Below are 26,681 nucleotides of genomic sequence, written 5' to 3'. Positions count from 1 at the left end.
GCCGACCGCGGCGGCGTACGAGACACCGACCTTATCGCGCCGGGCCGCCGCCTCCGTACCGCATTACGGGCCGGGGAGTCCCTTCCGTGCGGAGGCCGGGCAAGCGCCCGTCGGACGCGCCCCGTTGCCGGGCGCCCCGGGAACGCCGCAGCCCGCCGTGCCCGTACCGGAGGAGAACCGGCGCCGGGCAGGCGGGCTGGCGGGGCTGGGCCGAAGCGAGCGGTCAGCGGGCGTAGTACTCGACGACCAGCTGCTCGTCGCAGATGACCGGGATCTCCTTGCGGTTGGGGTCCCGGTCCAGGCGGAAGGCGAGCGCCTGCAGGTTCACCTGCAGATAGCGCGGGGTCTCGCCCTCGCCCGCGTAGCCACCCTCACGGGCGACCTGGAAGGGGTACTTGTCGCGGCTGCGCTCGCGGACCATCACCACGTCGTCGGGACGGACGCGGAAGGACGGCTTGTCGACCTTGCGGTCGTTGACCGCGATATGGCCGTGCACCACCATCTGCCGGGCCTGGTAGATCGTACGGGCCAGACCGGAGCGCAGCACAAGGGCGTCCAGCCGCCGCTCCAGCTCGACGACCAGCGCCTCGCCCGTCTTCTCTCCGGTCTTGCGGGCACGCTCGTAGGCGCGCCGCATCTGGCTCTCGCTGATGTCGTACTGCGCGCGCAGGCGCTGCTTCTCCAGCAGACGGACCTTGTAGTCACTGTTCTGCTTGCGGCCCCGGCCGTGCTCCCCGGGCGGGTACGGGCGCTGTTCGAAGTACTTGACGGCCTTCGGGGTCAGCGCGACGCCCAGGGCACGCGACTTCTTGACCTTGGGACGCGACTGGTTCACGTTGAACGGACCTCCGTGTAAGTTAGGTGAGCCTTACCTTAGCCGAGGAGCACGTATGTTTCGACCTGGGATTTCCCCGCCTGGCACCGACGCCGAGGAGGAACAGCCGCGTCCCGTGGAAGACGCCCGGCAGCCGACCGCCGCCGAACGTGTACGAACCCTCGCGCAATCCAGCGTATCCGCCCTGCTGACCATTCCCGGGGCCGAGCCCGACCTGCGGGAACCCGGCGCCGGAGTGCCCGAGGCCCGCACCGTCACCCCCGATGGAGACGTCCTGCTGCTGGTCCCGGCGGACTCGTTGGAAGCGCGCGTGAGTTCCTACGCGCAGGACGACGACCTCGCGGCGGTGATGGAGATCACTGATGTGGCGCCCGTCTCCGTACCGCACCGGCTACGGGGCCGGGCCTGGGTCGCCGGCTGGCTCACCCCCGTACGCGGGGAGGACCGCGCCGTCTGCGCCCGGCTGCTCGCCGAGGCCGCCCCCTACGCCCCCGTGGCCGGAACCTCCCGGCGCATGCTGCGGCTGGAGGTCGGCGAGGCCTACGTCGACGATCTGTGGGGCGAGGAAGCCGTGGAACCCGACGACTTCGCCGCCGCCGCGCCTGATCCGCTCGCCGCACATGAGGCCGAGCTCCTGCAGCACCTGGCCGCCGCGCACCAGGAGCAGGTGCGCGGGCTGTGCGCCTGCCAGGGGTGGGAGCAGGCGGTTCCGCTGGCGCTCGACCGGTTCGGGCTGCGGGTACGGGGCTGGAGCGGTACGGGACCGTGCATGGACGCCCGCTTCGACTTCACCGAGCCGGTCGGCACGGTCGCGGAGCTGCGGCACGCGATGCACACCTTGTTCGCGGCCGGTGGTTAGGGGCGCTCCCTCTCGGGGGCTGGCCGGGGGCTGCCCTTGCCCGCCGTTTGCAGACTGCGGGTGCTTTACGGCTTGTCGCGCAGTTCCCCGCGCCCCTGATTGGCTACCCCGCAAGCTTGACTGTCTGCTTCATGGGGCACTCCCGGCAAGGGGATGCGCCCCGAAGGGGCGCGGGGAACTGCGCGACCGGCCACGACGGACGCGCAGCCCGCAACGGGCAGACAGGGGCAGCCCCTCATCGGAACGAGGTACGCAGGAGGTCACTCCGGTTCGCCGCGCAGGCGGGCCCGCACTCGGTCGGCAACCTCCGCGTAGCGCGCCTCCGCACCATGGCGGGTCGGCTCGTAGTAGCGGCGCCCGTGCACCGCGTCCGGCGCGTACTGCTGGGCGGCGATACCGCCCGGCAGATCGTGCGGGTACTGATATCCCTGTCCGTGGCCCAGCTTCTGCGATCCCTTGTAGTGGCTGTCCCGCAGGTGCGGTGGAACCGGCCCGGCCAGCCCCGCCCGCACATCGGCCAGCGCCGCGTCGATCGCCAGATACGCCGCGTTCGACTTGGGCGCGAGCGCCAGCGCGACGGTGGCGTGGCCGAGGGTGATGCGCGCCTCGGGGAAGCCGATCATCGCGACGGCCTGCGCGGCGGCGACAGCCGTCTGCAGCGCGGTCGGGTCCGCCAGCCCGATGTCCTCGCTCGCGGAGATCATCAGGCGGCGGGCGATGAACCGCGGATCCTCCCCGGCCTCGATCATCCGGGCGAGGTAGTGCAGTGCGGCGTCCACGTCGGAGCCCCGGATGGACTTGATCAGCGCGCTGGCCACGTCGTAGTGCTGGTCACCGGCGCGGTCGTACTTCACGGCGGCGCGGTCGACGGCCTCCTCGACGGTGGCCAGCGAGATGGCGCCCTCCCCCTTGGCCAGGGCGGCGCCCGCTCCCGCCTCCAGAGCCGTCAGTGCGCGCCGCGCGTCGCCACCGGCGATCCGCAGCAGATGGTCCTCGGAGTCCTCGGGGAGCGTCACCTCTCCCGCGAGGCCGCGTTCGTCGGCGACGGCGCGGCGCAGCAGGCCGCGGATGTCGTCGTCGGTCAGCGGTTCCAGCGTCAGCAGCAAGGAACGGGAGAGCAAGGGGGAGATCACCGAGAAGTACGGGTTCTCGGTGGTGGCCGCGATCAGCGTGACCCAGCGGTTCTCCACGGCGGGCAGCAGCGAGTCCTGCTGGGCCTTGCTGAAGCGGTGGATCTCGTCGAGGAAGAGGACGGTGTCCTTGCCGTACGCACCGGAGGCGCGGCGGGCGCCGTCGATGACACTGCGCACCTCTTTGACCCCGGCGGTGATCGCCGACAGTTCCACGAACCGCTTGTCGGTGGCCTGGCTGACGACGTACGCGAGGGTCGTCTTTCCGGTGCCGGGCGGCCCCCACAGCATCACGGAGGACGTTCCGGCAGGGCCGCCGCCGCCCTCCCCCACCAGTCGGCGCAGCGGGGAGCCGGGGCGCAGCAGATGCTGCTGCCCCACGACCTCGTCCAGGGTGCGCGGGCGCATCCGGACGGCGAGAGGGCTGGCGGACGGGTCCTTGGCCTGGCGGTCCTCTGCTGCTGCGGTGAAAAGATCGGGCTCCACACCCGAAACCCTAAGTCAGCCCACTGACAGTCGTGCCGCCCGCCGGGCCGCCCGAGGGCCGGGGCTCAGCTGGTCCAGAAGTCCCACCAGCGAGTGAGGACCAGAATGCCGATCACTCCGATGTGCAGCACCGGGAGCACCCAGGGGAACTCGTCGGCGAAGCCGCGCACCGCCGCGGGGGCCGGCAGGAAGCCGTTGCGGACGTTGTGCGCGGTCACGTACCAGAACATGATGATCGTCGCGACCCAGGCCAGGCAGCACCACAGGCACAGGTTCCCGATGGTGTAGAGCGACTGGTACTGCAGCCAGGTCACGAAGCCGACGCCGAACACGCAGCCCGCGTTGAAGGTGAGCCAGTACCAGCGCGGGAAGCCGGTGCGGGTGAGCAGGGTGACACCGACACAGATGACCACGCCGTAGGCCACCAGCCCGATCATGGGGTTGGGGGCGCCGAAGGCCGAAGCCTGGTCGCTCTCCATGATGTTGCCGCAGGAGACGACCGGGTTGATGCTGCACGCCGGCTTGAAGTTCTTGTCCTCGAGCAGCTTGAACTTGTCCAGCGTGATGACCCAGGACGCGAGCAGTCCGGCGGCGCCGGTGACGATGAGCATCCAGGCGAAGGCCCGGCTCGCGCCCACGGCACCCCCCTTCGGTGCGTCCGCGCCCACGTGCGCCTCGTCGAGGGGTGCCGTCGTCGTCATAGCCTTTTCGTCCCGTCATCTGGTCCATGGCCGGTACCGGGCACATTCTGCCCCAACCGGCCCTGCGCTCACCGCAGGTTGGCCCGCACTTCGGCCACCACCCGATCGAGTGGCAACGCCGTCTGCTCGCCGCTGGTGAGGTCCTTGAGCTGGGCCACGCCCTCGGCGAGGTCACGCTCCCCCAGCAGCAGCGCGAACCGGGCTCCGGAGCGGTTGGCCGACTTCATGGCGTTCTTCATGCCCTTGCCGCCGTACGCCAGATCGGCGGCGACGCCCTCCCGGCGCAACTCGGTGACCAGGCCGAACAGCCGTCGGCGTGCCTCGTCGCCGATGGGGACGGCGAACAGTTCGGTGGCCGGTGCCAGTTCGAGCTCGACCCCTTCGGCCTCCAGCGCCAGCACCGTGCGATCCACACCCAGTGCCCAGCCGACGGACGGCAGGGCGGGCCCGCCGATCATCTCGGAGAGGCCGTCGTACCGGCCGCCGCCGCCGATGGCCGACTGCGAGCCGAGACCGTCGTGGACGAACTCGAAAGTGGTACGGGTGTAGTAGTCGAGACCGCGCACCAGTCGGGGGTCGTCCTCGAAGGGCACGCCCGCCTCGGTCAGCAGCGCCCGCACCTCCTCGTGGAAGGCCTTGCACTCCTCGCACAGGTGGTCGCGCATCATCGGCGCTTCGGCCAACTGGCGACGCACGCTCTCCCGCTTGTCGTCCAGCACGCGCAGCGGGTTGATCTCGATGCGGGCCCGGGTGTCCTCGTCCAGTTCGAGGCCGCGCAGGAAGTCCTGCAGTGCGGCCCGGTAGACCGGCCGGCAGGTGCGGTCGCCCAGGGAGTTGAGCAGCAGCCGGAAGCCGCTGAGCCCCAGCGAGCGGTACGCGTCGTACGCCAGGATGATCAGCTCGGCGTCCAGCGTCGGGTCCTCGGTACCCAGCGCCTCGGCGCCCACCTGGGAGAAGTGGCGGTACCGGCCCTTCTGGGGGCGCTCGTAGCGGTAGTACGAACCCGAATACCACAGCTTCACCGGGAGGTTGCCCGCCTTGTGCAGGTTGGCCTCCAGCGCGGCACGCAGCACCGAGGCGGTGCCCTCGGGGCGCAGGGCCAGCTCGTCACCGCCCTTGGTGGTGAGGGTGTACATCTCCTTGGTCACGATGTCGGTGGACTCGCCGACACCGCGTGCGAACAGCTCGACGCTCTCGAACCCGGGGGTCTCCACATAGCCGTAACCGGACCTGCGCAGCGGTGCACAGATGGCGTCGCGCACGGCGAGGTACTTCGCGGAGTCGGGCGGCAGCAGGTCGTAGGTGCCCTTGGGGGCCTTGTAGGTGCTCACGTGGCTTCTCGTCACATTCCTCGTCGCGGGGCGGCTGCGGCGTCGGTGCCGCCGCCTCCCGGGCCGTGCTCCGCCACCTGTCGCAGGAAGGGGTTGGTGGCGCGCTCGCGGCCGATGGTCGTCTGGTGCATGTGTCCGGGCAGGACCACGGTCTCGTCCTCCAGCGGAAGGCACACACGCGCCAGGGACCGGAGGATCTCGTCCGGGTCGCCGCCGGGCAGATCGGTGCGGCCGATGGAGCCGGGGAACAACAGGTCGCCCGAGAACAGCACCGGCGGCACATCCGCCTGCTCGGGCATCCGGAAGGTCACCGACCCCTTGGTATGGCCGGGCGCGTGCGCGACGGTCAGCTCCAGCCCCGCCAGGTTCAGCACCGCGCCGTCCGACAGCTCCTCGACGTCGTCCGGCTCGCCCACCGTCAGCTCGCCCATCAGCGGCTGCCCGATGGTCATCCCCAGCGCCTTCTCCGGGTCGCTCATCATGTAGCGGTCGTCCGGGTGGATCCAGGCGGGCACGTCGTGCGAGCCGCAGACCGGGACGACGGAGGCGACGTGGTCGATGTGACCGTGCGTGAGGATCACCGCCACCGGCTTGAGCCGATGCTTGGCGACGGCCTCCTCGACACCCTGCGCGGCCTGGTGGCCCGGATCGATGATCACGCACTCCTCGCCTGCGGCCGGGGCGACCAGATAACAGTTGGTCCCCCAGGCCCCGGCGGGGAACCCGGCAACGAGCACGATCGTCCTTCATTCGTCCGACAGCGGAGGGGCGACGACGCGGCCGAGCAGGCCCGTCGCCGGTCAGGCAGCTGCCAGCCTACCGGCGCGGGTCCGCGTGCGGCGAACCCGTAACGGGCGGCGCGAATCCGTGCAGGTGGCGTATACGGTACGTGAGGTCCGCAGGTACGACGCCTCGAAGACGCCTCGCCCAACGCCCCGCCTAACGCCTCGAAGGAGACGAGACCGTGGTCAGCAGTGAGCAGCGCAGAAAGCAGCTCGCCCGTCAGAAGTACGAGCGGCAGCTCAAGCGGCGGGAGGCGGCCCGTCGCAAAGCCCGTATACGCAACGTCTCGATCGCCCTCGGACTGGTGATGGTCCTGGCGATGGGCGGGGCCTACGCCGCCTCCGGCGGGCTCAACGGGGACGAGAAGGACGACGCCGCGGCCGACCAGCCCTCCGCGCCTCCCACCAGCAAGGCCCCGGACCCCTGCGAGAAGCCGGCCAAGGGCAGGCCGACCGGCAAGCAGTGGAAGAAGGAGCCGCCCATGAAGGTGGACGAGTCGGCCTCGTACACGATGCGGCTGGAGACCACCTGCGGCGGTATCGACATCGACATGGACGCCGGCGAGGCGCCGCACACGGTCAACTCCTTCCACTTCCTGGCGGGCCAGAAGTTCTTCGACCACACCCGCTGCCACCGGATGACCGACCAGCCCCAGCTGCACGTGCTGCAGTGCGGGGATCCGACCGGCACCGGCAGCGGCGGCCCCGGCTACGAGCTGTCCGACGAGAACCTCAAGGGCGCCGAGTACCCCGCGGGTACCGTCGCGATGGCCAACAGCGGCCCGGACACCGCAGGCAGCCAGTTCTTCCTCGTCTACGAGGACAGTAAGCTCCCGCCCAAATACACACCGTTCGGCAAGGTCTCCGACTCGGGCATGAAGGTGCTCAAGAAGATCGCCAAGGCGGGTGTGGCCTCCCCGCAGGGTGACGGCCCGCCCAACGCAACCGTGGTGATCGACAAGGCTACGGTCCGTAAGTCCTGACCGACCGGCCGTCGCCGCCCGCGCGGTACGGTTCGGCGAACCGCTTCCGACCGGCAATTCGCCGCTCGCCGGATGCGGACAGCGCGGGCGCCGGTCGCCTATGTTGACTGTGACGAGATACGTGGACGATGCCGGGGGGCCACAGCCCCCGCGGGCATCTTGTGGAGGAGGCGCTGTGAGCAGCGACCCGTGGGGCCGCGTCGACGACGCGGGGACTGTGTACGTGCGTACGGCCGACGGCGAGAAGGTCGCCGGGTCGTGGCAGGCGGGCTCGCCCGACGAGGCCCTCGCCTACTTCAAGCGCAAGTACGACGGTCTGGTCGTGGAGATCGACCTGCTTGAGCGCCGGGTGAAGACGACCGATCTGTCCGCCAAGGACGCCACCGCCGCGATCGACCATCTGCGCGAGCAGATCGACGCGCACAACGCGGTGGGCGACCTGGAGGCGCTGCGGGCCCGGCTCGACCAGCTCACCGAGACCGTCGAGCAGCGCCGTGAGGAGCGCAAGGCCCGCAAGGCGCAGCAGGCCGAGGAGGCGCGCCGCGCCAAGGAGGAACTGGTCGCCGAGGCCGAGGAGCTGGCCCGCAGCGAGCAGTGGCGGGCGGCCGGGGAGCGGCTGCGGGCGCTGGTGGACATCTGGAAGGGCCTGCCGCGGCTGGATCGCAAGAGCGACGACGAACTGTGGCACCGCTTCTCGCACGCCCGCTCGGCGTTCTCCAAGCGCCGCAAGGCGCACTTCGCACAGCTGGACGCGCAGCGCGAGGAGGCGCGGCAGCGCAAGGAGAAGCTGGTCGCCGAGGCCGAGGCGCTCTCCGGCTCGCGCGACTGGGGTCCCACCGCGGCCAAGTACCGCGAGCTGATGCAGGACTGGAAGGCCGCCGGCCGGGCGCAGCGTGAGCACGAGGACGATCTGTGGGCGCGCTTCCGCGGCGCCCAGGACATCTTCTTCCAGGCCCGCAGCGAGGTCTTCGCCGAGCGTGACAGCGAGCAGCGGGAGAACCTGGCGCGGAAGGAGGAGCTGGCCGCCGAGGCGGAGAAGCTGCTGCCCATCACCGATCTGAAGGCAGCACGGAGCGCCTTCCGCTCCCTCAACGAGCGCTGGGACGCCATCGGCCATGTGCCGCGCGACGCACGGCCGAAGATCGAGGGCCGGATGCACGCCGTCGAGCGCGCCATCCAGGAGGCCGAGGAAGCCGAGTGGCGCCGCACCAACCCGGAGGCGCGGGCCCGCGCCACCGGGCTGGCCGGTCAGCTCCAGGACGCGGTCGACAAGCTCAAGGCCCAGATCGAGCAGGCCCGCGCCGCGGGGAACGAGGCCAAGGCCGCCAAGCTCGAACAAGAGCTGGCCGGTCGCCAGGCCCTCCTGGACCAGGCCCTCAAGGGCCTCCAGGAGTTCCAGGGCTGACCGCCATGGGTGTGGGGGCACCGCCCCCACACCCCGGGGCCTTACTGCGGGCGCCGCGCAGAGGTGACGCGGTAGACGTCGTACACCCCCTCCACGCCACGTACTGCCTTCAGTACGTGGCCGAGGTGCTTGGGGTCGCCCATCTCGAAGGTGAAGCGGGAGACGGCGACCCGGTCGCGGGAGGTCTGCACGGCGGCCGAGAGGATGTTGACGTGCTGGTCGGACAGGACGCGGGTGACGTCCGAGAGGAGGCGGGAGCGGTCCAGGGCCTCGACCTGGATGGCGACCAGGAAGACGGACGACTGGGTGGGCGCCCACTCGACATCCAGGATCCGCTCCGGCTCCCGGGTGAGGGAGTCGACGTTGACGCAGTCGGCGCGGTGCACCGAGACGCCGTTGCCGCGGGTGACGAATCCGATGATGGGGTCGCCCGGCACGGGCGTACAGCAGCGGGCCAGCTTGACCCACACGTCCGAGCCCGCGCCCTTGACGACGACACCCGGGTCGGTCGTGGAGCGCCGCCGCGAACTGCGCGCGGGCATCGGCGGAGCCGTCTCCGCGATGTCCTCCTTGGCCTCGTCCTCCCCGCCGAGCGCCTGCACCAGCTTCTGGCAGACGTTCTGCGCCGAGACATGGCCCTCGCCGATCGCCGCGTAGAGCGCGGAGATGTCGGGGTAGCGCATCTCGTGGGCGAGGGTGACCAGCGAGTCGCCGGTGAGGATGCGCTGGATGGGCAGGTTCTGCTTGCGCATGGCCCGCGCTATGGCGTCCTTGCCCTGCTCGATGGCCTCGTCACGGCGCTCCTTGGTGAACCAGGCGCGGATCTTGTTGCGGGCGCGCGGTGACTTGACGAAGCCGAGCCAGTCCCGGGAGGGCCCGGCGCCGGACGCCTTGGAGGTGAAGACCTCGACGGTGTCGCCGTTGTCGAGGGTCGACTCCAGGGGCACCAGCCGGCCGTTGACGCGGGCACCGATGGTGCGGTGGCCGACCTCGGTGTGGACGGCGTAGGCGAAGTCGACGGGGGTGGCGCCCGCCGGGAGCGCTATGACGTCGCCCTTGGGGGTGAAGACGAAGGTCTCGTTGCGGGAGAGGTCGAAGCGCAGCGACTCCAGGAACTCGCCGGGGTCCTCGGTCTCCTTCTGCCAGTCGAGCAGCTGGCGCAGCCACGACATGTCGTTGATCGCTTCGTCGTTGGCACCGCCCTTGCCCGCGCTCTTGGGCACGTCGGTGCGCACCTTGGAGGTACCGGCGACGGCCTGCTGCTTGTACTTCCAGTGCGCGGCGATGCCGTACTCGGCGCGGCGGTGCATGTCGAAGGTGCGGATCTGCAGTTCGACGGGCTTGCCGCCGGGCCCGATGACCGTCGTGTGCAGCGACTGGTACATGTTGAACTTGGGCATCGCGATGTAGTCCTTGAACCGCCCGGGAACCGGGTTCCAGCGGGCGTGGACGGTGCCCAGCGCGGCATAGCAGTCGCGCACGGTGTCCACCAGGACGCGGATGCCCACCAGATCGTAGATCTCCGCGAAGTCCCGGCCGCGGACGATCATCTTCTGGTAGACGCTGTAGTAGTGCTTGGGCCGCCCGGTGACGGTGGCCTTGATACGGGCGGCGCGCAGATCGGCCTGGACCTCGTCGGTGACGACGGCCAGGTACTCGTCCCGCTTGGGGGCCCGCTCGGCCACCAGCCGCACGATCTCGTCGTACATCTTGGGGTAGAGGATCGCGAAGGCGAGGTCCTCCAGCTCCCACTTGATGGTGTTCATGCCCAGCCGGTGGGCGAGCGGCGCGAAGATCTCCAGCGTCTCGCGGGCCTTCTGCTCCTGCTTGGACCGCTTGAGGTAGCGCATCGTGCGCATGTTGTGCAGCCGGTCGGCGAGCTTGATCACCAGGACGCGGGGGTCCTTGGCCATCGCGACGACCATCTTGCGCACCGTCTCGGCCTGCGCCGCCTCACCGAACTTGACCTTGTCCAGCTTGGTGACGCCGTCCACCAGGAGGGCCACCTGGTCGCCGAAGTCGCGACGCAGTGTGTCGAGCCCGTACTCGGTGTCCTCGACGGTGTCGTGCAGCAGCCCCGCCATCAGCGTCGCCGGGTCCATGCCGAGCTCGGCGAGGATCGTGGTGACGGCGAGGGGGTGGGTGATGTACGGGTCGCCGCTCTTGCGCTTCTGACCGCGGTGCCAGCGCTCGGCGACCTGGTAGGCGCGCTCGATCTGGCGGAGCGTGGAGGACTCGATCTTGGGGTCGTTGCTGCGCACTATCCGCAGCAGCGGCTCCAGGACGGGGTTGAACGGGCTGGACCGCTGCACCCCCAGACGCGCCAGACGGGCGCGTACGCGGTTGGAGGACCCGGAGCGGCCCGATACCCCGGAGACGGCGCGGGCGGGCGCCACACGGTCGCGAGCACCGTTCTCGGCGCCCTTTCCGCGATCGCCGCCCCTGCCGCCGCGGCCCGGGGCTGCGGTCTGCTTCCCGGAGGCGTCGGCGGCGCGGGACCGGCCGCTGCCCTCGCTCTTCGAGGGCAGCCCGCCGTTGGCCGCGGCGCCGGACCGGCGCCGGGCCGCCTCGCCCGCGGCCTCCGCTTCCTGGCGCTGCGCGGCGGTGAGCTGCTGGGCCTCGTCTGGCAAGAGCACTCCTCGGTGGACCCCAGGTCGGACTGCCATGGTAGCCACCCGCACGGGGACGGGCCCGCCCGGACGGGACGGGAGGACGACGAAGGCGGCCACCCTCCCCCGGCCTTCGGTGCCGGGGTACGCCCCGTAGAACGTATCGGGTGGCCGCCTTGTGCCCTCGGCCGGTGTCCCAGGACGGGACGGTGCAGTGGTCGGACCAGGCTGCGGGTGGTCGGCTCAGACGGTGACGAGGACGTCGAGCGGCGCACCCGCCAGGGCCCGCTCCAGCCGCTTGCGTCCCTCCAGGAAGCCGAGCTCCAGCAGTATGGCCACGCCCGCGACCTCGGCACCGGTGCGCCGGATGAGCTGGACGGACGCCTCGGCGGTGCCGCCGGTGGCCAGTACGTCGTCGATCACCAGCACCCGGTCGCCCTCCGTGAACCCCGCGGAGTGCACCTCGATCTGGGCGCTGCCGTACTCGAGGTCGTACGTCTGGGAGAGCGTGGCGCCCGGGAGCTTGCCGGACTTGCGGACGGGCACGAAGCCGACGCCCGCGCGCACGGCGGCGGGGGCGCCGAGGATGAAGCCGCGCGCCTCCAGACCGACGATCTTCGTCGCCCCGTGCTGCTCGGCGAGATCGGCCAGCACATCGGTGAGGACGGCGAACGCCTTGGCGTCGGCGAGCAGCGGGGTGATGTCCTTGAACAGCACTCCGGGCTTCGGATAGTCGGGCACGTCGTGGATCCGGCTGGTCAGCAGCTCCCGTACATCGGCGGGGACCAGCGGGACCGCTGAGGACTCGCTCGTGCTCACCGGCTCACCTGCGCTTTCCGGACGGCCTGCCGCGGCCTCGGCCACGGGAGGTCGGCTGACGCCGCTGCCCCGCGACTCCGGCGCCCGCTGCCGCGGGGCCACCGTCGCGGCCGTTGTCCACGGTGACGGTGGGGCGGACACCGCCGTCACCGTCCGGGGCCTCGTCGTCCGGGTCGGCCTGCTCGCCGTCCTGGTCGTCGCCCGGCTCGTGGGCCTCACGCTCGGCCGCCTTCAGCCGCTTGGCGTGCACCCGCTTGGCGAGGGCCTTCATCTCGGGCTGGCGCTCCTTGAAGTCGGCGACCAGCGGCGTGGCGATGAAGATCGAGGAGTAGGCGCCGGCGGCGAGGCCGACGAACAGGGAGAGCGCGATGTCGTTGAGCATGCCGCCACCGAGCATCCCGCCGCCGATGAACAGCAGACCCGCGACCGGCAGCAGCGCCACGACGGTGGTGTTGATCGAGCGCACCAGCGTGCTGTTGATGCTGCGGTTGGCGACCTCGCTGTAGGTGTACCTGGTCTGCTTGGTGACGTTCTTGCTGCCCTCTCTCAGACCGTCGAAGACGACGACCGTGTCGTAGAGCGAGTAGCCGAGAATCGTCAGCAGACCGATCACCGTGCCCGGTGTGACCTCGAAGCCGACGAGCGAGTAGACACCGACGGTGATGGTGATGTCATGGATCAGCGCGATGAGCGCGGCGAGCGCCATGCGCCACTCGAAGGCGATGGCGAGATAGATCACCACCAGGATCATGAAGATCCCGAGCCCCTGCCACGCCTTGTTGGCGATCTGCTCGCCCCAGCTGGGGCCGACCAGCTGGGCGTCGATCTTCTCCGGGTTGACGTGCAGTTCCTCGGCCAGCTTCTCCTTGACCTGGGTGGAGGTCTCGGTGTCGACGCTGGCGATCTGCACGCGCATACCGCCGTCGCCCAGCTCCTGGACGATGGCGGTGTGCCCGGAGATCTCCTCCGCCGAGTGCGTGGTCTGCTGCACGGAGGCGGAGGTCTTGGGCGTGGTGAAGACGGCGCCGCCCTCGAACTCGATGCCCATGTTGAGGCCGCGGACGACGACACCGACGATGGCCGTGATGGTGATCAGGATCGACAGGCCGTACCAGAACTTGCGGTGTCCGACGAAGTCGTAGCCGACCTCACCGCGGTACAGCCGGGCGCCGAGACTGCCGAGACGGGACACCTCAGGCCTCCTTCGTGTCGGTGCTGACGGTGCGGCGACCGCGCCGCAGGGGTGGCCTGGCTCCGAGCCGCTTGGGATCGAGGCCGGACCAGGGATGTCCGTCGGCGAAGAACTTCCTGCGGGCGAGCAGCGTCATGACCGGCTTGGTGAAGAAGAACACCACGACCACGTCCAGCGCGGTGGTCAGGCCCAGCGTGAACGCGAAGCCCTGGACCTTGCCGACCGAGACGATGAACAGCACCGCGGCGGCGAGGAAGGAGACGAAGTCGGAGACGAGGATGGTGCGCCGGGCACGAGGCCAGGCCCGCTCGACCGCCGGCCGCAGCGTGCGGCCCTCGCGCACCTCGTCCCTTATACGTTCGAAGTAGACGATGAACGAGTCCGCCGTGATACCGATGGCGACGATGGCACCGCAGACGGCCGGCAGGTTGAGCGCGAAACTCATCGCCGGACCCAGCAGCGTCATGATCGTGTACGTCATGACCGCCGAGACGAGCAGGCTGAGAATGGCGATCAGCGCGAGGCCGCGGTAGTAGGCCACCAGATAGACGATCACCAGCGCGAGACCGATGGCGCCCGCGATGAGACCCGCCTCCAGCTGGTCGCTGCCGAGCGCGGCGGTGACGGTGGTGACGTCCGACTCCTCGAAGGAGAGCGGCAGTGCACCGTAGGAGAGGATGTTGCCCAGTTCCTCCGCGGACTCCTGGGTGAAGCTGCCGGAGATCTCCGCGTTGTTGGTCAGTCGCTGGTTGACGGTCGGCGCCGACTGGACCTGGCCGTCGAGCACGATGGCGAACTGGTTCTGCGGCTGCGGATTCTTCGACAGCTTGCCGGTGATCTCGCCGAACTGGTCGGAACCCTTGTCGTTGAACGACATCTGGACGATCCACTGACCGCGCTGCTGGTCGAAGACCGCCTTGGCCTCACTGACGTTCTTGCCCTGCACGGCGACGGGACCGAGCACGTACTTGATCGGATCCTTGGCGTCACAGGCGACGACCGGCTCGGAACCCTTGGTGCTGGCGGCCTTCTCGCTGGCCTTGGCCCGCGCTTCCTTGGTGCTGCAGTCGAGCGCGTTCAGCTTCTTGGTGAGTGCGGCCGAGACGCCGGGGGCCTGGGGCTGCTGCGGCGGCGCCGTGGGCTGCGGGCTCTTCTTCCCGCCGGACTCGCCGGGCTTGGGGGTGGGGCTCTCGTCCGTCCTGGCGGTCAGCCCCTCGGTGACGGCGCGGCCCTGGCCGTTGGACGACGCGGAGGCCGACGGCGAGGAGGAGGGCGACGCCTTCTCGTCCTCACCGCTCTTGCCGTCCTGGCCGCTCTTGCCGTCCTGCTTGTCGGAGCTGCCGGACTTGGAGGGCTTGGGCTGCGGCTTCTGCGGCTGCTGGGCCTGCGCCAGCGTCAGCACCGGACGGAAAGCAAGCTGCGCCGTGGTGCCCACCTGCTCGCGCGCCTGCTTGGAGTTGGTGCCCTTGGGGATGTTGACGATGATGTGCCGGTCGCCCTGGGTCTGAACCTCGGCCTCCGTCACGCCAAGACCGTTGACGCGCCGCTCGATGATGCCGACGGCGGTGTTCATGTTGGTCTTGTTGATCGCGTTGGGCTTGCCCGGCTGGTTCTTCGCCTCCAGCGTGATGCTGGTGCCGCCGGCCAGGTCGATGCCCAGCCTGGGCGTCGTGTGGCCCGAGGCGAACATTCCCACGACCAGCCCAGCCGTGATCACCAGAATCAGCCCTAGGGCGCGCCACGGCCTCCCCTTGGCGCCGGAGGCCTTGCGACCCCTCTTCGGTGCTGCCACCTTCTCGTCTCTCCCTGTCCAACCGCCCGTGCCGCCCCGCGAGTTCGGCCGGGCGCGGCACAGCGGCGCGCGAAGTGGTCTGTGGACGTGCTACGCCGCCGGACCCGGTCTTCTCCCCCAGCCCGGCGGCGCTGACCTTACTTGGAGTCGGCGTCCCCGTCCCGCTTGCCGTCCTTGGCCTCGGCGGTGTCGGCCTTGGCCGAGTCCGTCTTCGGCTCGTCGTCGGACGCCTCGGCGGGCTCCTCGCCGTCCTGCTTCCCGGCGGCGTCGGCGTCGTCGCCGGCGTCCTTCTTCTGAAGGTCGGGCTTCGCGTCGGAGGGAGCGTCCTCGTCCTGGGTCAGCGAGGAGGCATCGTCGGGAACCACCGTGTCGACATCGAACTCTTCGCCCTCGGGGCCGTTCGTGATGCGGTCGAACTCCTCATCGGAGAGCACGGCGCCGATGGCGTTCTTGGCGAAGAGCGCGTGCGTGCCGGGCTCGATCTCCACAAGGACGCTGTCCTCGCGGATCTCCTTGACGACGGCGTACATGCCCCCGATGGTGCGGATGCCCGTGCCAGGCTGCATCTGGTCGCGCATCTCAGCGGCCTGACGCTGCTTCTTCTTGGCGGAGCGAGTCATCAGGAACATGGCCCCGATGATCACAATGAACGGGAGCAGAGCAATAGGATCCACGGCGGAAGATATTCCTTCGCATGGCCGCGTCTCAGCGGCCTGGGTATTCGGGGTGGGCAAGCCTCCGCAAAGGGAGGGCGTCGGCGGAGTCTAAGCGAGCCTTCGCCGATGGAACAACGTCAAGCATGGCACCGAGGTTCCTGACTCGACGAGTCTCCGCGCCGTCACGCTCCGAACAGGCCCTGTTGCCCCGGCCCTCCGGAAGCCGACCGCGAGGACTGCTGGGGCGGGGTGAGACCCATATGAGCCCATGCGGCTGGTGTGGCCACGCGACCACGAGGAGTACGGGCCAGCAGCCCCTCGCGCACGAGGAACGGCTCGGCCACTTCCTCCACTGTCTCACGCTCCTCCCCCACCGCGACGGCAAGCGTGGAGAGCCCGACCGGGCCGCCGCCGAACAGCTTCAGCAGCGAGCCGAGCACCGCACGGTCGAGCCGGTCGAGACCGCGCCCGTCCACCTCGTAGACCTCCAGCGCCGCCGCCGCCACCTCGCGGGTGATGACGCCGTCGGCCTTGACCTGTGCGTAGTCCCTCACCCTGCGCAACAGTCGGTTGGCGATACGCGGCGTCCCCCGGGAGCGCCCGGCGATCTCCACGGCGCCCTCCGGGTCCGTTCGCACCTCCAGCAGCTGGGCGGACCGGTGTACGACCTGCTCCAGCTCCTTCGGCTCGTAGAACTCCATGTGCGCCGTGAAGCCGAAGCGGTCCCGCAGCGGCGGGGGCAGCAGTCCGGCCCGGGTGGTGGCACCGACCAGCGTGAACGGCGGCAGCTCCAGCGGGATGGCCGTCGCCCCCGGCCCCTTGCCGACGATCACATCGACGCGGAAGTCCTCCATGGCCATGTAGAGCATCTCCTCGGCCGGACGGGACATCCGGTGGATCTCGTCCAGGAAGAGCACCTCGCCCTCCTGGAGTGAGGAGAGGATCGCCGCGAGATCGCCCGCGTGCTGGATGGCGGGGCCGGAGGTGATGCGGATGGGGGCGCCCATCTCGGCCGCGATGATCATCGACAGCGTCGTCTTGCCCAGCCCGGGCGCGCCGGACAGCAGCACATGATCGGCGGTGCCCCCGCGGGCCCGCGCGGCGCGCAGCACCAGATCGAGCTGCTCGCGCACCTTGGGCTGCCCGATGAACTCCCCCAGCTGCTTGGGGCGCAGCGCGGCTTCGACAGCCTGCTCGTCGCTGTCGACCTCCGCGTCGACGAGCCGTTCGTCAAAGCTCATGGTGTCACCGTGCCCGGTTCAGCGACTGGAGGGCGGCCTTCAGCAGCACACCGACCTGGGGCTCACCGCCGTCCGCGACGACGGCCTCCGCCTGCGGCGCCACTGCCGTGACGGCGTCGTCCGCCTCCTTGGCCGCGTATCCCAAGCCGACCAGCGCGGCGTGCAGTTGCTCCTGCCAGCCCGCGGCGGCCCGGGCGGCGGCGCGCGAGGCGGGCACCGCGCCCAGCGGTTTGCCGAGCCGGTCCTTCAGCTCCAGCAGCAACTTCTGCGCACCCTTCTTCCCGATGCCCGGCACAGCGGTCAACGCCTTCTCGTCGCCGCTGGAGACGGCGAGCCGCAGCGCGTCGGGGCTGTGCACCGCGAGCATCGCCTGGGCCAGCCGCGGGCCCACCCCACTGGCGGCCTGGAGCAGTTCGAAGGTCTGCCGCTCGTCGTCGTCCGCGAAGCCGTAGAGGGTCAGCGAGTCCTCCCGTACGACCAGCGAGGTGGCCAGCTTGGCCGGCTCGCCCATGCGCAGCCCGGCGAGCGTGCCCGGCGTGCACTGGACGGCCATACCGACTCCGCCGACCTCGATCACGGCGGAGTCGGGGCCGAGCGCGGCGACGGGTCCCGAGACGGAGGCGATCATCGAACGGTGCCTTTCCTGCGGGGCTGCGGACGGTGGTTGCCTGAGGCGGGGGCGGCCTGCCGGGCGGCGACAGCCTGTTGCAGCCGGTTGTGCGCGGGGCCACGCCAGATGTGGCAGACGGCGAGGGCGAGCGCGTCGGCCGCGTCGGCGGGCTTCGGCGGGGACGCGAGCCCCAGCAGCCGCGTCACCATGGCGCCGACCTGCGCCTTCTCGGCCCGTCCCGAGCCGGTGACGGCGGCCTTCACCTCGCTGGGGGTGTGCAGCGCCACGGGCAGTCCGCGCCGGGCCGCGCACAGCATGGCCACGGCACTGGCCTGCGCGGTGCCCATGACGGTGCGGACGTTGTGCTGGCTGAAGACCCGCTCCACGGCGACCGCTTCGGGGCGGTGCTCATCCAGCCACTCCTCCAGTCCGCGCTCGATCAGCACCAGCCGCTCGGGGATCTCCGCCTCGGCAGGCGTACGGATCACCCCGACGCCCGCCATGGTCAGCCGTCGCCCCGCGACACCGTCGACCACGCCGATGCCGCAGCGGGTCAGCCCCGGGTCGACCCCCAGCACGCGCAATGCCATCCCCCTCTCCCGGTGTGCCCTGTGCAACCGTGCCTGTGTTCCCGCAGGTTATCGGGAACCTCTGACAGAACCGGGCACCCCGCAACGGGGCCGTGCCCGTCGGGCGCGGGGAACAGCGCGACGGGCGGCCATCGACGACCCTCGTCCCGTAGCCGACAGCCCGCAGCCGACGGGCAGGGTCACCCGCTCACCGTCGCAGGGGGAGGGCCTATGCGTCGACCTTGGCCATCACATCGTCCGGCACGTCGAAGTTGGCGAAGACGTTCTGCACGTCGTCGCTGTCGTCGAGCGCGTCGATCAGCTTGAAGATCTTGCGCGCGCCCTCCTCGTCCAGCTCCACCTGCATGCTGGGGACGAAGCTGGCCTCGGCCGAGTCGTAGTCGATCCCGGCCTCGACCAGCGCCGTACGCACGTCGACCAGGTCGGTGGCCTCGCTGATCACCTCGAAGTTCTCACCGAGGTCGTTGACCTCCTCGACGCCCGCCTCCAGCACGGCGGCGAGGACGTCGTCCTCGGTCCGGCCGTTCTTCGGGACGATGACGACGCCCTTGCGGTTGAACAGGTAGGAGACCGAGCCGGGGTCGGCCATGGAGCCGCCGTTGCGGGTCATGGCGACCCGTACGTCGGAGGCGGCGCGGTTGCGGTTGTCGGTGAGGCACTCGACCAGCACGGCGACGCCGTTGGGGCCGTACCCCTCGTACATGATCGTCTCGTAGTCGGCGCCACCGGCCTCCAGGCCCGCGCCGCGCTTGACCGCGCTGTCGATGTTCTTGTTGGGAACCGACTGCTTCTTCGCCTTCTGAATGGCGTCGTAGAGGGTCGGGTTGCCCTCCGGGTCGGCACCGCCCATCCGGGCCGCGACCTCGATGTTCTTGATCAGCTTCGCGAAGAGCTTGCCGCGCTTGGCATCGATCACGGCCTTCTTGTGCTTGGTGGTTGCCCACTTAGAGTGGCCGGACACAGCCTCGCTCCTTCACAGTCCCGACTTCTCCCGACGCGCAGATCCTACCGTCAGCGACTCAGTGTGCTGACCGCACCATCTGTGTGAACAGCGCGTGCACCCGCTGGTCGCCGGTCAGCTCCGGGTGGAAGGCGGTGGCCAGCAGGTGCCGCTGGCGGACGGCCACCGGGTGACCGTCGTAGGAGGCCAGCGTCTCGGCCGCCGCGCCCGTCGACTCGACCCAGGGGGCGCGGATGAAGACGCCCTCGACCGGTCCGCCGGGGACGGCCGGCATCTCCACGGTCGCCTCGAACGACTCGTTCTGGCGGCCGAACGCGTTGCGGCGGACGATCATGTCGATGCCGCCGATGGTCTCCTGCCCGGAGCGCGGATCGAGGATCTTGTCTGCGAGCAGGATCATCCCGGCGCACGAGCCGTACGCGGGCATCCCCGCCGAGACCCGCTCCCGGAGCCGGTCCATGAGGCCGAAGGTGAGGGCGAGTTTGCTGATCGTGGTCGACTCGCCCCCTGGTATGACCAGGCCGTCGACCGCGTCGAGCTCTTCGAGGCGGCGCACCTGTACGGCCTTCGCCCCCGCCGCCTCCAGGGCGGCCAGATGTTCACGGACGTCGCCCTGGAGGGCGAGCACACCGATCGTCGGTGCGGACACTGTCACTTACCGGTCCTTCTTGATCGCTGGGCGCCTGCGCGGGAGGACGGGTGCCGGTGGCGGGCGGTGCCGCCCGCCACCGGACCCGCGGCGATCACCAGCCGCGGCTGGCGTAGCGCTCCGTCTCCGGGAGGGTGTCGCAGTTGATACCGACCATCGCCTCGCCCAGACCGCGGGAGGCATCGGCGATGATCTTGGGGTCGTCGTAGAAGGTGGTGGCCTTCACGATGGCCGCGGCGCGCTTGGCCGGGTCGCCCGACTTGAAGATGCCGGAGCCGACGAAGACGCCCTCCGCACCGAGCTGGCGCATCAGCGCCGCGTCCGCCGGGGTGGCCACACCGCCCGCCGAGAAGAGGACGACCGGCAGCTTGCCCGCCACCGCGACCTCCTTGACCAGCTCGTACGGCGCACGCAGTTCCTTGGCCGCCGCGTAGAGCTCGTTGTTGTCCAGGACGGTCAGCTTGCCGATCTCGTTCTTGATCTGGCGCATGTGCCGGACGGCCTCGACCACGTTGCCGGTGCCGGCCTCGCCCTTGGAACGGATCATGGCCGCGCCCTCGGCGATCCGGCGCAAGGCCTCGCCCAGGTTGGTGGCGCCGCACACGAAGGGCGTGGTGAAGGCGAACTTGTCGCTGTGGTTGACCTCGTCGGCCGGGGTGAGGACCTCCGACTCGTCGATGTAGTCGACACCGAGCGCCTGGAGGACCTGGGCCTCCACGATGTGACCGATACGGGACTTGGCCATCACCGGGATCGAGACGGCCTCGATGATGCCCTCGATCATGTCGGGGTCCGACATCCGGGCCACGCCCCCGTCCTGGCGGATGTCGGCGGGCACACGCTCCAGCGCCATGACGGCGACGGCGCCCGAGTCCTCGGCGATCTTCGCCTGCTCCGGCGTGACGACATCCATGATCACGCCGCCCTTGAGCTGCTCGGCCATGCCCCGCTTGACGCGGGCCGTACCGGTCTCGGGGCGCTGCTGCGCGGCGGACGCCTGGGGGGAGTCGGGGGCGGTGGACGGAGTTGACACGTTCGACCTCGCTGAAGAGTGATGTTCGACGGGGCCTCTCAGGCCCGCGACCACCCTGCGCGAACGGGCCCACCCGCGAAAAGGGCCAATCACCCGGCTGTGGCCTGCACGGCTCCGGCCACTTCGGCCGGGGCACCGGTTGCCCGCACAGGTGGCCCGCGCCGTCAGTCCTCGGCGGGGTGCCCCCGGTCGGCCAGCACCGGCGGTGGCTCGTCGTCCATCTCGAACGCCAGCGGCGAGGCGGCGTGCCCGGCCAGCCGGAACCAGCGCACCGTGCGGTGCCGCCGCAGGGCACGTGCCGCACGTACGGCGTCGTTGTGGAAGCGCCGCGCCATCGGCACCCTGCGTACCGCCGCGCCCAGCTCGGCGGCGGTCTCGTGCCCGCCGGGGGCCGCCCGTACGACCTCCAGCTGGGCGCTCTCGGCGAAGACGGCCCGCAGCGCCTGGCTCAGCTCGCTCTCGGCGACCTCGCGCTGGTCCTCCTCCGCCTGCCGGGCGCCGTGCGCGGCCTGGTAGAGCACCATCGAGGCGGCGGGGTCCAGGACGCCGGCCGTGGCCAGCTCCTGGGCGATGGAGGCGCGGCGCAGCAATGTGGCGTCCAGCGCCGCCTTGGCCGCGTCGATCCGCGCGTGCAGCCGGTCCAGGCGCCCCGCTGTCCAGCTCAGATAGACGCCGACGAGCAGCAGCGCGACAACGATCCAGATGACGGTGGTGAGGGTCGGCATCGTGGCCATCGGTCCTAGGGCTCAGTCCCGGGCGAGGCCGAACCGGGCGCGGAGCCCGGTGCGCTCGTCCGGGGCGACGGAGGCGGCGCCGTCCGCGACCGTCTCGTACACGGCGAGGATGTCGGCGCCGACGGTGGACCAGTCGAACCTGCGCACATGCCGGGTGCCGCGCTTGCGCAGGTCGGCGCGGCGCGCCGGGTCGGCGAGCAGGTCCACGGCGCGGGCGGCCAGCGCGTCGGCCTGCTCGACGGGGAACAGCTCGCCGGCCGCTCCCCCGTCGAGCACCTGCTCGAAGGCGTCCAGGTCGCTGGCGAGCACCGGAGCTCCGGCCGACATGGCCTCCACCAGGATGATCCCGAAGGACTCGCCGCCCGTGTTGGGCGCCACGTACAGGTCCACGCTGCGCAGCAGCCGGGCCTTGTCCTCGTCGCTGACCATGCCGAGGAACTCGACACTCTCCCGCAGCGCCCGCGGGAGCTGGGCGACCGCCTCCTGCTCGTCCCCCCGCCCCGCGACCAGCAGCCGGGTGCCCGGGGCCGCCTCCAGGATGGCGGGCAACGCCTTCATCAGCACCGGCAGCCCCTTGCGGGGCTCGTCGATCCGGCCGATGAACCCGATCGTGTGACCGTCCGGCCCGCCCTGCCACTCCGGTTTGGGCTCGGCGTCGGCGAAGAAGCCGACGTCGACCCCGTTGGGGATGGTGACCGCGTCACCGCCCAGGTGCTCGACCAGGGTGCGGCGCGCGTACTCGCTCACCGCGATCCGGGCACTGATCTTCTCCAGCGCGGGCTGGAGGATCGGATAGGCCGCGATCATCGCCCGGGAGCGCGGATTGGACGTGTGGAACGTGGCGACGATGGGCCCCTGCGCCGCCCAGCACGCCAGCAGCGCCAGCGAGGGGGTGGCCGGCTCGTGGATGTGCAGCACATCGAAGTCGCCCTCGTGCACCCACCGGCGCACCCGGGCCGCGGACAGGAAGCCGAAGTTCAGCCGCGCCACCGAGCCGTTGTACGGCACCGGCACGGCGCGCCCCGCCGAGACGACGTAGGAGGGCAGCGGCGTCTCGTCGTCCGAGGGCGCCAGCACGGACACCTCGTGGCCCAGCCGGGTCAGATGCTCGGCCAGGTCGCGGACGTGGAACTGGACGCCGCCGGGCACGTCCCACGAGTAGGGGCAGACGACGCCGATCCTCATCCTGTTCCCCGCTCACCCGCGGCCGGGGCCGGGCCCGCGGCCTCCCCCGGTGTCTTCCCGGGCCCCGGTTCCAGGTCTGCGAGCCAGAAGCGCTGGAGCATGTGCCAGTCCTGCGGATGGTCGGCGATGCCTGCGGCGAAGATGTCGGCGAGGGCCTGCGTCATGACCGCGGTCCGCTCCCGGCGCCCCCCTTCGAGCTGCGGCACGGGGATCGGCTCGTGGACCCTGGCCTTCATCCGCGGCGGCGCCTCGTACCAGAGCGTCACGGGCAGCAGCAGGGCCCCGGTCTGCTGGGCCAGCAGCGCGGGGCCCGCGGGCATCCGGGTGGCCTCGCCGAAGAACTCGACCTCGATCCCGCTCGCGGACAGATCACGGTCGGCGACCAGGCAGACGAAGCCGCCCGCGCGCAGCCTGCGCGCCAGCTTGCCGAGCGCGGAGGCGCCACCGTGCGGCAGCACCTCCATGCCCAGGCTCTCCCGATAGGCGACGAACCGGTCGTAGAGGCTCTCCGGCTTGAGGCGTTCGGCGACCGTGGTGAACGGCTGCCGCGTCGCGGCCACCGCCCAGGCGCCGGCCAGGTCCCAGTTGGCCATGTGCGGCAACGCCAGTATCACGCCGCGTCCGGAGGCGAGCCCGTCGGTGAGCCGGTGCACGTTCTCCACGTCGACGCAGTCCAGGACGTGCTGCTCGCTGTAGGAGGGCAGCCGGAAGGACTCCATCCAGTAGCGCAGGTACGAGCGCATGCTCGCCTGCGAGAGCTGCCGCAGGCGGGCGGGCGAGGCGTCCGGCACCACCCGGGCCAGGTTGGCCTCCAGCCGTGTGACGCCCTTGCCGCGGCGCCGCCACACCGTGTCGGCGAGCTGCCGGCCGAGCGCCGCGGCGGCGGGCTCGGGCAGCTTCTTGACCCCCGCCCAGCCCAGCCCGTAGAGCGAGTCGGTGAGCCGGTCGCGCAGCGCGCTCAAGCGGTCCTCCCCTTCTCCTCCGCCTCGTCCCCCGCCGCGGCCTGCTGTTCCTCGGCGGCAGCCCCCCGGCTCTGCTCCGCCTCGTCCACCTCCGCAGCCTCACGGCGTACCGTCACCACCCGCTGACCGAGGGTGACCGCACTGCCGACCGCGACCACCCACAGGGCGATCGGCAGCAGCACGCCGATGTGGGGGACGCCGAACGTGGCCTCGAAGCCTGAGAGGCCCGCGAGCACCAGGGTGACCACCAGCCGCTCGGACCGCTCGACAAGGCCGTTCACATCGACCGGCAGCCCGATGCTCTCGCCGCGCGCCTTGGTGTACGAGACGACCTGCCCGCTGGAGAGGCAGAACAGCGTCACCGCGCACAGCACCAGGTCGTCACCGCGGCCCGCGTACCACAGCGCGATACCACCGAAGACCGCCGCGTCCGCCACCCGGTCGAGCGTGGAGTCGAGAAAGGCTCCCCAGCGGCTGGAGCGGCCCAGCTGCCGCGCCATGTTGCCGTCCACCATGTCCGAGAAGACGAACAGTGTGATGACGACAGTGCCCCAGAAGAACTCCCCGATCGGGTAGAAGATCAAGGCTCCGGCCGTCACTCCGAGGGTGCCGACCAGGGTGACGGCATCGGGACTCACGCCCCGGCGCAGCAGCATCGCGGCAAACGGGGTGAGGACACGCGTGAAGAACGCACGCGCGTACTTGTTCAGCATGACCGTCCCTGGTACGTCGAGGGCGAGCCGGATGACGGTGTGGCCACCGGGTGGCCCATCGTAGTCACGCGCCGGAAGCACTCGGCGCACACGGTCGGGTAGTGCCGTGTGCCACGTATGGACGCCTGTCGGCAGCGGTGTAAAGCTCGGAAGAACCGTGGTCTTCGCGACCGCTCGGCCCCTCCAGCGTGCTCCAGCAGGTGACAACCGGAAGGCGGGACACATGGCCGACAAAGCGAACGCACACCCCGGAGCCGCCGGCAGGGCAGCAGCGGCCGACCGTCCCGCCGCGATACGCAACGTGGTACTGGTCGGCCACAGCCAAGCCGGCAAGACGACTCTGGTCGAATCCCTCGCCCTCGCCTCGGGCGCGATCAACCGGCCCGGCAGGGTGGAGGACGGCACCTCGCTCTCCGACCACGACGAGATCGAGCACCGGCAGCAGCGCTCCGTCCAGCTCTCCCTGGTGCCCGTCGCCTGGAACGGCATCCGGATCAACCTCCTCGACACCCCCGGCTACGCGGACTTCGTCGGCGAGCTGCGGGCCGGGCTGCGTGCCGCGGACGCCGCCCTCTTCGTCGTCTCGGCCGCCGACGGCGTGGACGGGGCCACCCGACTGGTGTGGCAGGAGTGCGCGGCCGTCGGAATGCCCCGCGCGATCGTCGTCACCCACCTCGACGCCGCCCGCGGCGACTTCGACGAGATGACGACCGTCTGCCGGCAGGTGCTCGGAGACGACGACCCGGACACGGTTGTCCCCCTCTACCTGCCCGCACTCGGCGAACGCCGCTCCGACGGCACGGCTCCGGTCACCGGCCTGATCGGACTGCTCACCCAGCGGCTCTTCGACTACGGGAACGGACAGCGCACCGAACGCGACCCGGACGAGGGACACCTGCCGCTCGTCACGGAGGCCAGAAACCGGCTGATCGAGGGCATCATCGCGCAGAGCGAGGACGAGTCACTGATGGACCGCTACCTCGGCGGCGAGGACTGCGACGTCAAGACACTCATCGAGGACCTGGAGAAGGCCGTCGCCCGCGGCTCCTTCCACCCCGTGCTGGCCGCCGCACCCCCCGCCGACGGCGCCAAGCAGGGTCTGGGCACCATCGAGCTGCTGGAGTTGATCACCGGCGGATTCCCGACCCCCGAGGAGCACGGGATACCGGCCGTCACCACCCCGGACGGCAAGCCGCGTCCCGCACTCGAGTGCGATCCGGCCGGGCCGCTGGCCGCCGAGGTCGTCAAGACCTCCTCCGACCCGTACGTCGGCCGGATCTCCCTGGTCCGCGTCTTCTCCGGCACGCTGCGCCCCGACGAGACCGTGCACGTCTCCGGGCACGGGCTGGCCGACCGGGGCCACGAGGATCATGACGTGGACGAGCGGATCGGCGCCCTGTCCGCGCCCTTCGGCAAGCACCAGCGCCCCTTGGACGCGGCCATCGCCGGAGACCTGGCATGCGTGGCCAAACTCGGCCGGGCCGAGACCGGCGACACCCTCTCCGCCAAGGACAACCCGCTGCTGATGGCACCCTGGGCGATGCCCGATCCGCTGCTGCCCGTCGCCATCGAGGCGCACAGCAAGGCCGACGAGGACAAGCTCTCCCAGGGCCTCGCCCGGCTGGTCGCCGAGGACCCGACGATGCGGCTGGAGCAGAACCCGGACACCCACCAGCTGGTGCTGTGGTGCATGGGCGAGGCCCACCGGGACGTCGCACTGGAGCGGTTGCGGGCGCGCTACGGCGTGCAGGTGGACACCGTCGAACACAAGGTGTCGCTGCGGGAGACCTTCGCCTCGTCCGCCAGTGGGCGCGGACGGCACGTCAAACAGTCCGGCGGGCACGGTCAGTACGCCATCTGCGACATCACCGTCGAACCCCTCCCGGGCGGGTCCGGCATCGAATTCGTCGACAAGGTGGTGGGCGGCGCGGTGCCCCGCCAATTCATCCCTTCGGTGGAGAAGGGCGTCCGTGCCCAGGCCGCCAAGGGCGTGGCCGCCGGCCACCCGCTGGTGGACGTGCGGATCACACTCGTCGACGGCAAGGCGCACTCCGTCGACTCCTCCGACGCGGCCTTCCAGACAGCGGGCGCACTCGCCCTGCGCGAGTGCGCGGCCCAGGCCAGGATCCACCTGCTGGAACCGGTCGCCGAGGTGGAGGTCCAGGTCCCGGACGAGTACGTGGGCGCCGTGATGAGCGATCTGTCCTCCCGGCGCGGCCGGGTGCTGGGCACCGAACAGGCCGGGCCGGGCAGCACGACCGTGCGTGCCTCGGTGCCCGAGATCGAGATCAGCAGGTACGCGATCGACCTGCGGTCGATGTCGCACGGCACGGGTCGCTTCTCACGTGCGTACGCCCGCCACGAGCCGATGCCCCAACAGCAGGCGGCGCGCATCCTGGAGTCCGCGGACTGAGCGTGCCCCG

At 70.8% G+C, this 26,681-nt stretch carries 24 protein-coding genes; 4 read left to right on the top strand and 20 right to left on the bottom strand.

Annotated elements, in window-relative coordinates; genetic code table 11:
- Positions 1–223: 223 nt before the first annotated feature.
- Positions 224–835, bottom strand: coding sequence for a 30S ribosomal protein S4 (gene rpsD / locus JW613_RS16565; protein ID WP_099878684.1), 612 nt, complete (start codon positions 833–835; stop codon positions 224–226).
- Positions 836–890: 55 nt separating this feature from the next.
- Here rpsD and JW613_RS16560 point away from each other — a divergent pair, with 55 nt between their 5' ends.
- Positions 891–1,694 carry a DUF2470 domain-containing protein gene (locus tag JW613_RS16560; RefSeq protein ID WP_209211584.1) on the top strand — a complete coding sequence of 268 codons (804 nt, stop codon included), beginning with the start codon at positions 891–893 and terminating at the stop codon, positions 1,692–1,694.
- Positions 1,695–1,954: 260 nt separating this feature from the next.
- On the opposite strand, the gene JW613_RS16555 is transcribed toward JW613_RS16560, so the two are convergent.
- The 4 genes from JW613_RS16555 to JW613_RS16540 all read right to left on the bottom strand — a co-directional run bounded on the left by JW613_RS16555 (position 1,955) and on the right by JW613_RS16540 (position 6,079).
- On the bottom strand, positions 1,955–3,310 hold the full coding sequence (locus tag JW613_RS16555; protein ID WP_209211583.1) for a replication-associated recombination protein A: 1,356 nt from the start codon (positions 3,308–3,310) through the stop codon (positions 1,955–1,957).
- A 65-nt stretch (positions 3,311–3,375) separates the two neighbouring features.
- Complete coding sequence (locus JW613_RS16550; RefSeq protein ID WP_209211582.1) at positions 3,376–4,011, bottom strand: vitamin K epoxide reductase family protein; 636 nt, start codon at positions 4,009–4,011, stop codon at positions 3,376–3,378.
- A 68-nt stretch (positions 4,012–4,079) separates the two neighbouring features.
- Positions 4,080–5,342 (bottom strand): histidine--tRNA ligase, encoded by a 1,263-nt coding sequence (gene hisS, locus JW613_RS16545; RefSeq protein ID WP_209211581.1) that lies wholly within the window; start codon positions 5,340–5,342, stop codon positions 4,080–4,082.
- Positions 5,343–5,353: 11 nt separating this feature from the next.
- Complete coding sequence (locus JW613_RS16540; RefSeq protein ID WP_099878694.1) at positions 5,354–6,079, bottom strand: MBL fold metallo-hydrolase; 726 nt, start codon at positions 6,077–6,079, stop codon at positions 5,354–5,356.
- Positions 6,080–6,306: 227 nt separating this feature from the next.
- Between JW613_RS16540 and JW613_RS16535 the strand changes: the two genes are divergently transcribed.
- Entirely contained in the window at positions 6,307–7,107 is an 801-nt protein-coding gene (locus JW613_RS16535; protein WP_209211580.1) for a peptidylprolyl isomerase, read from the top strand.
- Between the two features lie 175 nt (positions 7,108–7,282).
- Positions 7,283–8,512 (top strand): DUF349 domain-containing protein, encoded by a 1,230-nt coding sequence (locus tag JW613_RS16530; protein WP_209211579.1) that lies wholly within the window; start codon positions 7,283–7,285, stop codon positions 8,510–8,512.
- 41 nt (positions 8,513–8,553) lie between these two features.
- Here JW613_RS16530 and JW613_RS16525 read toward each other — a convergent pair whose 3' ends face one another.
- The 15 genes from JW613_RS16525 to pgsA form a co-directional block, all read right to left on the bottom strand.
- Positions 8,554–11,142 (bottom strand): RelA/SpoT family protein, encoded by a 2,589-nt coding sequence (locus tag JW613_RS16525; protein WP_209211578.1) that lies wholly within the window; start codon positions 11,140–11,142, stop codon positions 8,554–8,556.
- A gap of 222 nt (positions 11,143–11,364) precedes the next feature.
- Positions 11,365–11,940, bottom strand: a complete 576-nt coding sequence (locus JW613_RS16520) for an adenine phosphoribosyltransferase (RefSeq protein WP_209211577.1) — start codon at positions 11,938–11,940, stop codon at positions 11,365–11,367.
- A gap of 4 nt (positions 11,941–11,944) precedes the next feature.
- Positions 11,945–13,132: a protein translocase subunit SecF gene (gene secF / locus JW613_RS16515; protein WP_209211576.1), complete on the bottom strand. Its 1,188-nt coding sequence runs from the start codon at positions 13,130–13,132 to the stop codon at positions 11,945–11,947.
- A 1-nt stretch (position 13,133) separates the two neighbouring features.
- Entirely contained in the window at positions 13,134–14,924 is a 1,791-nt protein-coding gene (gene secD / locus JW613_RS16510) for a protein translocase subunit SecD (protein ID WP_209211575.1), read from the bottom strand.
- 137 nt (positions 14,925–15,061) lie between these two features.
- Positions 15,062–15,598 carry a preprotein translocase subunit YajC gene (yajC, locus tag JW613_RS16505; RefSeq protein WP_099878707.1) on the bottom strand — a complete coding sequence of 179 codons (537 nt, stop codon included), beginning with the start codon at positions 15,596–15,598 and terminating at the stop codon, positions 15,062–15,064.
- Positions 15,599–15,762: 164 nt separating this feature from the next.
- Positions 15,763–16,821: a Holliday junction branch migration DNA helicase RuvB gene (gene ruvB / locus JW613_RS16500; RefSeq protein WP_209211574.1), complete on the bottom strand. Its 1,059-nt coding sequence runs from the start codon at positions 16,819–16,821 to the stop codon at positions 15,763–15,765.
- A gap of 4 nt (positions 16,822–16,825) precedes the next feature.
- Positions 16,826–17,449: a Holliday junction branch migration protein RuvA gene (gene ruvA / locus JW613_RS16495; RefSeq protein ID WP_209211573.1), complete on the bottom strand. Its 624-nt coding sequence runs from the start codon at positions 17,447–17,449 to the stop codon at positions 16,826–16,828.
- Positions 17,446–18,015 carry a crossover junction endodeoxyribonuclease RuvC gene (ruvC, locus tag JW613_RS16490; protein ID WP_209211747.1) on the bottom strand — a complete coding sequence of 190 codons (570 nt, stop codon included), beginning with the start codon at positions 18,013–18,015 and terminating at the stop codon, positions 17,446–17,448. Before ruvC ends, ruvA begins: the two co-directional genes overlap by 4 nt.
- Before the next feature lie 214 nt (positions 18,016–18,229).
- Entirely contained in the window at positions 18,230–18,982 is a 753-nt protein-coding gene (locus tag JW613_RS16485) for a YebC/PmpR family DNA-binding transcriptional regulator (protein WP_209211572.1), read from the bottom strand.
- A 58-nt stretch (positions 18,983–19,040) separates the two neighbouring features.
- Positions 19,041–19,631, bottom strand: a complete 591-nt coding sequence (gene pdxT / locus JW613_RS16480; RefSeq protein ID WP_209211746.1) for a pyridoxal 5'-phosphate synthase glutaminase subunit PdxT — start codon at positions 19,629–19,631, stop codon at positions 19,041–19,043.
- Positions 19,632–19,725: 94 nt separating this feature from the next.
- Complete coding sequence (pdxS, locus tag JW613_RS16475) at positions 19,726–20,664, bottom strand: pyridoxal 5'-phosphate synthase lyase subunit PdxS (protein WP_209211571.1); 939 nt, start codon at positions 20,662–20,664, stop codon at positions 19,726–19,728.
- Between the two features lie 164 nt (positions 20,665–20,828).
- Positions 20,829–21,389 carry a LemA family protein gene (locus JW613_RS16470; protein ID WP_099878720.1) on the bottom strand — a complete coding sequence of 187 codons (561 nt, stop codon included), beginning with the start codon at positions 21,387–21,389 and terminating at the stop codon, positions 20,829–20,831.
- Positions 21,390–21,410: 21 nt separating this feature from the next.
- Positions 21,411–22,583, bottom strand: a complete 1,173-nt coding sequence (locus tag JW613_RS16465) for a glycosyltransferase family 4 protein (RefSeq protein ID WP_209211570.1) — start codon at positions 22,581–22,583, stop codon at positions 21,411–21,413.
- A complete protein-coding gene (locus tag JW613_RS16460; RefSeq protein WP_209211569.1) occupies positions 22,580–23,545 on the bottom strand; it encodes a phosphatidylinositol mannoside acyltransferase in 966 nt (321 codons plus the stop codon). Before JW613_RS16460 ends, JW613_RS16465 begins: the two co-directional genes overlap by 4 nt.
- Complete coding sequence (pgsA, locus tag JW613_RS16455) at positions 23,542–24,258, bottom strand: phosphatidylinositol phosphate synthase (protein WP_209211568.1); 717 nt, start codon at positions 24,256–24,258, stop codon at positions 23,542–23,544. Before pgsA ends, JW613_RS16460 begins: the two co-directional genes overlap by 4 nt.
- A gap of 223 nt (positions 24,259–24,481) precedes the next feature.
- Here pgsA and JW613_RS16450 point away from each other — a divergent pair, with 223 nt between their 5' ends.
- Entirely contained in the window at positions 24,482–26,671 is a 2,190-nt protein-coding gene (locus JW613_RS16450) for an elongation factor G-like protein EF-G2 (protein ID WP_209211567.1), read from the top strand.
- Positions 26,672–26,681: the final 10 nt, after the last annotated feature.

It is taken from the genome of Streptomyces smyrnaeus (assembly GCF_017676345.1).
GTDB lineage: Bacteria > Actinomycetota > Actinomycetes > Streptomycetales > Streptomycetaceae > Streptomyces > Streptomyces smyrnaeus.
This window is presented reverse-complemented; position numbering and strand designations above follow the sequence as displayed.

Coding starts and splice junctions, on each gene's coding strand:
- ruvB (WP_209211574.1), bottom strand. CDS start 16,821: ATGAGCTTTGACGAACGGCTCGTCGACGCGGAGGTCGACAGCGACGAG.
- JW613_RS16550 (WP_209211582.1), bottom strand. CDS start 4,011: ATGACGACGACGGCACCCCTCGACGAGGCGCACGTGGGCGCGGACGCA.
- JW613_RS16470 (WP_099878720.1), bottom strand. CDS start 21,389: ATGCCGACCCTCACCACCGTCATCTGGATCGTTGTCGCGCTGCTGCTC.
- pgsA (WP_209211568.1), bottom strand. CDS start 24,258: ATGCTGAACAAGTACGCGCGTGCGTTCTTCACGCGTGTCCTCACCCCG.
- ruvA (WP_209211573.1), bottom strand. CDS start 17,449: ATGATCGCCTCCGTCTCGGGACCCGTCGCCGCGCTCGGCCCCGACTCC.
- JW613_RS16465 (WP_209211570.1), bottom strand. CDS start 22,583: ATGAGGATCGGCGTCGTCTGCCCCTACTCGTGGGACGTGCCCGGCGGC.
- JW613_RS16450 (WP_209211567.1), top strand. CDS start 24,482: ATGGCCGACAAAGCGAACGCACACCCCGGAGCCGCCGGCAGGGCAGCA.
- JW613_RS16560 (WP_209211584.1), top strand. CDS start 891: ATGTTTCGACCTGGGATTTCCCCGCCTGGCACCGACGCCGAGGAGGAA.